The sequence below is a fragment of the Vibrio sp. TRT 17S01 genome, assembly GCF_050113695.1.
In the GTDB taxonomy this organism is placed as follows: domain Bacteria; phylum Pseudomonadota; class Gammaproteobacteria; order Enterobacterales; family Vibrionaceae; genus Vibrio.
Genome location: NZ_JBNJOG010000037.1, coordinates 1 through 5,909, shown reverse-complemented (window position 1 = coordinate 5,909; position 5,909 = coordinate 1). Strand labels below are relative to the sequence as shown.

The following is a 5,909-nucleotide window of genomic DNA, read 5'->3' as shown; positions in this document are numbered from 1 at the left end:
ACGCTAACACTTTAGCTAAAGCATTGTGCCATAAACACTAAACTTACTTGAAGTGAGAGCGCCAAGCGTTGTGAATCACTCTTAAATTTATTGTTATGTGAATTTACTTTTTAGTTAGGTGATTTAAAGGAGCCCATGCCAGCTCACCTCCTTCCCCTAACTTTGAGCACCAGATCCAACCATTGAGCTCGTACTCCGTAATTAAGGTTTCGCCCACTGTAAGCGTATGCTCTTTAGCAACATAGTCCTTAAGAACTGTCACTTGTTCACTATCGATAGTTAGAATTTGCTTTGGAACCCAACCTTCTTTACTTGTTCCGCGACAAAAGACCCAATTTGGCCAATCACCTTCCGGATTTGATTCTTCCACAAACTGCAATTTTTCACCTTTTACTACATGAATAGGTGACTCTGGAGCATCTTGATATTCTTTAACGACTTAGTATTCCATTTGTTATATTGACTCCATTCACATAACGCCCTGCTAAGGGGTGAGCAACGCAATACCGAAGCCGCCGCAAACCACCTTAATCACTAAATTCAACGCATAGTAAAAATGCCACGCGTTGCGAATCCCTCTTGAGCAGTTTGTTAGTCGCGAGGCACTGAGCGACAATTTTAAGCCGAAGTAAACTTTGCGAACAACAAACTTTATGTGCTTTGATGCGTTTAAGTCAGGCGCAGTCTCAAAGCGGCTACTCAATGAAACCACTTAGAACAAACAACGCCGTAGAAAACGGACTGACAACACCAAAAAGCGCTTTTGGAAAGTCAATCTCACAGTGCGGACTTGCAACAAAGCCACTGAAACCACGTGGAACTTAAAACACCAGAGAAGACGACTTTTCAGCGAGTAGATCTGCTTTTGAACCAACAAACTCAACGAGCAGAGTTACAACCAAAAACAAATTCTCGATTACCCTGCTCTGTCAGCACCAAAGAACAAAACAACCGTGAGGACACTTGCAAAATTTTGGACTTAAAACCGTTAAAACTGAGTTTTGACCATTGACGATAGATCTGTGTACCAAACAAACTACTGCCAAATTTTTAGGTCAGAAACATGATTTTGATTGCTAGCTTTTTCTGGCGACTAACGCCCTGTTAAGGGGTGAGCAACGCAATACCGAAGCCGCCGCAAACCACCTTAATCACCAAAACCAACGCATAGTGAAAATGCCACGCGTTGCGAATCCCTCTTGAACAGTTTGTTATGTGCGTGTTTCCAACTACAGCGATACATAGGTTTCATCTGTAACAGTCTCCCCGTTGGGGTTTGTCCATGTTAACAGTGCATTGTATGCAGTTGGGCTACCTAGATGAATTGCCGCCAACAAGCTTAACTCACTTCCAGGGGAGAGTTTTGGAGCAGGTAGTTTAGAGTTCACGTCCGAACCAACAAGGGGATTATGTCGAGGATTATCAACAAGCAAGTCAAAGCTGATATCTTTAGCATCTACATTACTGATATTGGTAATAACGAACTTGTATCCATTACCCGACTTCACTAAGTCAAGTTTCAAACGAGCAGTCGATTTTTCTTTGTCTTCGCGCAGTAATATTTCTAGCTGCTTTTTAGCTAGATCCGCTGTCGCCTTTTGCATATCTAAGCTTTCTCGTTGAAGTTTTCGTTGACCATTCCAAACGATTAGACTTATTAGAGCAGCCAACGAAGACAGTATTACTGATAATACTTCATATTCACTCATCCATTATTTCCTCTAAAGCACATAACGCCCTGTTAAGGTGTGAGCAACGCAGTACCGATGCCGCTGCATACCACCTTAAACACTAAAACCAACGCATAGTAAAAATGCCACGCGTTGCGAATCACTCTTAAACAGTTTGTTATGCCTTTACTACCTTTAGATCTCGGTGTACTTCTTGTGAATCAAACAAGAACTGCGCAAAGTATATTTCTAGATGACGTTGCAGCATTTCGTACGCGAGGTATCCGAATGCCACCAAGCTAACCAATAATAGCGAAACGTAGTCAGTAAGAGACGAATAATCTATAAACTGGGAAAGAATAGCTGGAGACATGGCAACAAAAGCCATTAAGAAATACATGACCATATAAAAATAGGTTAAGAACACTCTTTTTCGTTGAGACTCGTATTTTGGCTTAAATTTTAGCTTGGGATACTTAAGCTCATTAAACGGAATAAAGTACTTTCTACCTTTAACATAACATTTTAAAGACTTAACTGGGTTTTCGAGGCTTATAGCATATTCAATTTCCGCAGAACTTACGTAACTACTACCTGCGATCGTGTAAAAGCCAAGGTCTTTTGCGTAAGGATGTAAAGTGTCGACCTCAGATAGAAAAGCTCTAGCATGTTGATACTCCGCTATCATTGCCGAGCGGCGTGTAAACTTGAAATTTAGTACACCAATCAAAGTTGCAATAATTGCTACCACTGCACTACAAACCTTTAAAATCGTGAGAATATCTTCCATTTTTTCTCCTGAGGCATAACGCCGCATTAAGGTGTGAGCAACGCTACCACAAAACTTAACCATACCACCGTAAACACGAAACCCAATGATGGAATGAAAAATGCCAAGCGTTGAGAATCACTCTTAAATGCTTTGTTATACGTTTACTCGCGCACCAACTCTGACTTGATTTTGTACAATTTTTCAATGAGTTGCAGGGATTCGTTACTGTAGTGCAATGCTCTATGGCAGTTTGGGCATAAAGCTACACAATTAGTAATTGTATCTGAGCCACCAAAAGATAAACGCTTTACATGATGAACTTCCAAGTATGGCTTGCCTGCATGAGTAGTGAAAGGAGCTTCTTCACTGCAAAGCTCACAAAAGCCACCTGCCCGATTCAGAACCCAGGCTTTAACTTGCGCAGAACGTTCATAGATTACACTTGAGCCATACTTAGCTTTAGGCTCACCGATGCCATCTGGTTTCTTCAATTTTGCTTTTTGTTGATATGAGGAAACCTCAATCTCAAAGCCTACTTGCGGATCACTTGGACGATTTTCATGTAAGGCGACTAGGCTTTCGATCTGCTCACCAATTCTACGACCCACATTTTTCGCTGGTTTTAAACCTGAGACCCAATTTCGCCCCAGTAAGGAGAAAATATACGAAATATTTTGCATCCTATATTCGTATGCTTTTTCTGTACGACCGAACTTACCTGCTAATTCTCTATAGTTAGCTTTCTTGTTAAAGCTTTCACCTGCCAATTCTTGACGATACATTTGAAGATAAACTTCGACTGTGGCACTTAATTCTTCTTCTGACCAACTTTCGCTCATACTGCTTTACTTCCTGAAACGTATAACGCCAAATTAAGTAGTGAGCAACGCTGCCACCTACCTAAAGCATTGTGCCGTAAACACTAAAGCTGATTCAAACTGAAAGTGCCAAGCGTTGCGAATCTGCTTAAATTTATTGTTATATGCGTATTCGAAGCTACATTGAAACTGCTTCGATTTTGTTTCCGTCTAAGTCACGCACGAACGCTGCGTAGTAAGTTTCACCATACTCTGGTCTTAACCCTGGCTTACCTGCACATGAACCACCTAACTCAATGGCTGTAGCATAGAACTGGTCAACAGCTTCTTTTGAAGGCGAATTAAAAGCAATATGAGCACCATTACTTGATGTAGCTTTTCCTTCGCAGGGAATTCCGACCCAAAATTCAAAGTTTTCACCATAAGCCGCTGCGATATTTTCTATATAGTGAGCACGCTTAATAGACAACGTAGAAAGAACTGAGTCATAAAAACCAACTGCTTTTACCACATCAGAAGCACCAACTGAGACGTGATTTAGAATCATTTTTAAGTCCTTTTATTGTTTGAAACTTGAAAGCATATAACGCCGCGTTAAGTGGTGAACAACGCTAACCACCAAACTTAAACCATTGTACCTTAAACACTAAATTCAACTTGAACTGAAATCGCCAAGCGTTGTGAATCCGCCTTAAACGCCTTGTTAGGCGAAGTTTTCCACCAATGTTTAAGTTGTTTTGAAAGCAGATTACCCGAAACAAAATAAGCAACCAAACACCCACTAAATTTTTGTGATTCAAGAACCACAAAACTCACTATGTTTCAGCCAAAATTCCAACAACCACGAAATGCAGACTTTCAGCGATCAAGTTGCTTTTGAGGAAACAAAACGTAAAGCTACAAACTTAAAGCGAGAACAAAAGCCTCAATTAACTTGCCCTTACCACACTTTGAGCCAGTTAAACTCACCACTAACCAACTCCAAAAACCAATGAGGCAACCCACGAAAATTGGCATGTTTTACGGCTGGAGATATTCAAGAATTTGAGCCGACAATGCTAAGTTGCCGAAATAGAAAGACGAACTGCTAAATGGAACTAAGAAGATGAGAACAAAGAACTTCCCTGCCCGTCGCCTAACGCCCAATTAAGTTGTGAGCAACGCCACCACACTCAAGCACTTCGCCGTAATCACTAAACCAGTTGGAACCGAAAGCGCCGAGCGTTGCGAATCAGCTTGAATTGTTTGTTAGGCGATTTTGGGCCGTAAATTCAAAGACTATTGGTATTAACTTGCCTTGCTCGTTAACCCAAACGTTATTTGTGAATTGATAAACCTTACCGTCTACGTGCAACGAAAAAACACCGTGATCTTTTAACTGGAACGTTACGTCTGGAGTATCCGTAATGAGGAATGCATTAGGGAGCTTTTCTGATCTATTCGACTTCACATAAAAGTAGTAATTAAACCCTGTAGTAGCACCTCCTGCATTATTTCGATAGCCGATCAAAGTCTGCGTTTCAGACAACGGTACTTTTATTACCTCTTTATCAAGCTCAACTCTAGGCTCAAGTAAGTAACCGACTAATATTGTGACTAAAACACCAATCAATATTAGGCTAATAGCCTTTACTTTTTGCATATTCAATACCTAGTGCTATGTAATGTTGATCGTTTGGATCATCTCCAAATGGTTGATCGCTCCAACAACTACCCCAGCTATCTGCTGACGTTCCTGCCTTCATTTGAGCACAACCGGCAGCTCTTAACAAAACTTCTTCTGGGATACCGCCTGCATAACCAACAGCCCCATAATGAAAATTACCGAAATTTTCAAACGGTCCACTTTGTTTGTAATCCCAAGGGCCTTTATTTCTAACCTGTTCGTAGAACCAATAGAAATCAGTTGGACCAACAATACGACCAAACTTTTTCTTTATCATTTTCATATTGGCATCAACTGACACACCTTGGGGTGCAGTTGGATATAATGACATATTGACCTCCGCTTTTCGCCTAACGCCCAATTAAGGGGTGAACAACGCCTCCACCCAACCTAAAGCATTGTGCCATAAACACTAAACTGGCTTGAAGTGAAAGTGCCAAGCGTTGTGAATCCCTCTTAAATTGCTTGTTAGGCATTTTTCCGCTGTTCTTCGACTAAATCGTGCAATTGATGGTTATTGCTAAACATAAACTCCACTCCCTGCGAAGTCATTTGCCACTGGCCCATACCGTTACCTTCACGATTTACACGCTTTATATAACCTTTATTATGCAAATTTATCAGTTTCACCTCTAACTCTAAGGGTGCATATTCATTATGATGCTCCGCAAGTTCATTGGTTGAAAGTGGAGTATTTTCTTCATAACCGTCATGAAGAATAAACTGCATAAAATATATATCGTGAGCATCGGGTTCATAGCTTTTCTGTCTTTTTGACGAGCTACTTTTCGATTTGTTTCTCATTCCTTGTTTATGCAATACCCAAGAAATAAACACCGCCAAAATAGTTGCGATACCGCCGATCAAAGCACCAACAATCGTTGAATCCATATTTTCCTCATTAATGCCTAACGCCCAATTAAGGGGTGAACAACGCCTCCACCCAAACCTAAAGCATTGTGCCATAAACACTAAAACTGAAG

General features: G+C 40.8%; 6 protein-coding genes and 2 pseudogenes. All 8 read right to left on the bottom strand.

Translation table 11 applies throughout. The annotated features are described in order from the left end of the window. Window positions 1–103 precede the first annotated feature (103 nt). A pseudogene (locus tag ACQEXS_RS22130) lies at window positions 104–439 on the bottom strand (SH3 domain-containing protein); the annotation flags it as partial. A 790-nt stretch (window positions 440–1,229) separates the two neighbouring features. After that, window positions 1,230–1,709 (bottom strand): hypothetical protein, encoded by a 480-nt coding sequence (locus tag ACQEXS_RS22125; protein ID WP_038899638.1) that lies wholly within the window; start codon window positions 1,707–1,709, stop codon window positions 1,230–1,232. Between the two features lie 139 nt (window positions 1,710–1,848). After that, window positions 1,849–2,460 (bottom strand): hypothetical protein, encoded by a 612-nt coding sequence (locus ACQEXS_RS22120; protein ID WP_009696108.1) that lies wholly within the window; start codon window positions 2,458–2,460, stop codon window positions 1,849–1,851. 143 nt (window positions 2,461–2,603) lie between these two features. After that, the gene (locus ACQEXS_RS22115) at window positions 2,604–3,281 is read right to left on the bottom strand and encodes an HNH endonuclease (protein WP_427015233.1); all 678 of its coding nucleotides are present in this window, start codon (window positions 3,279–3,281) and stop codon (window positions 2,604–2,606) included. A 157-nt stretch (window positions 3,282–3,438) separates the two neighbouring features. After that, window positions 3,439–3,807, bottom strand: a complete 369-nt coding sequence (locus ACQEXS_RS22110; RefSeq protein ID WP_427015232.1) for a VOC family protein — start codon at window positions 3,805–3,807, stop codon at window positions 3,439–3,441. Window positions 3,808–4,491: 684 nt separating this feature from the next. After that, on the bottom strand, window positions 4,492–4,902 hold the full coding sequence (locus ACQEXS_RS22105) for a hypothetical protein (RefSeq protein ID WP_427015231.1): 411 nt from the start codon (window positions 4,900–4,902) through the stop codon (window positions 4,492–4,494). After that, window positions 4,880–5,257 carry a polymorphic toxin type 44 domain-containing protein gene (locus tag ACQEXS_RS22100; RefSeq protein WP_427015230.1) on the bottom strand — a complete coding sequence of 126 codons (378 nt, stop codon included), beginning with the start codon at window positions 5,255–5,257 and terminating at the stop codon, window positions 4,880–4,882. The genes ACQEXS_RS22105 and ACQEXS_RS22100 overlap by 23 nt, the downstream gene beginning before the upstream one ends. Before the next feature lie 137 nt (window positions 5,258–5,394). Next, window positions 5,395–5,909: pseudogene (locus ACQEXS_RS22095) on the bottom strand (hypothetical protein); the annotation flags it as partial.

Excerpts from the sequence above, each read along its gene's own strand:
- ACQEXS_RS22120 (WP_009696108.1), bottom strand. The coding sequence starts at position 2,460 with ATGGAAGATATTCTCACGATTTTAAAGGTTTGTAGTGCAGTGGTAGCA.
- ACQEXS_RS22105 (WP_427015231.1), bottom strand. The coding sequence starts at position 4,902 with ATGCAAAAAGTAAAGGCTATTAGCCTAATATTGATTGGTGTTTTAGTC.
- ACQEXS_RS22110 (WP_427015232.1), bottom strand. The coding sequence starts at position 3,807 with ATGATTCTAAATCACGTCTCAGTTGGTGCTTCTGATGTGGTAAAAGCA.
- ACQEXS_RS22125 (WP_038899638.1), bottom strand. The coding sequence starts at position 1,709 with ATGAGTGAATATGAAGTATTATCAGTAATACTGTCTTCGTTGGCTGCT.
- ACQEXS_RS22100 (WP_427015230.1), bottom strand. The coding sequence starts at position 5,257 with ATGTCATTATATCCAACTGCACCCCAAGGTGTGTCAGTTGATGCCAAT.
- ACQEXS_RS22115 (WP_427015233.1), bottom strand. The coding sequence starts at position 3,281 with ATGAGCGAAAGTTGGTCAGAAGAAGAATTAAGTGCCACAGTCGAAGTT.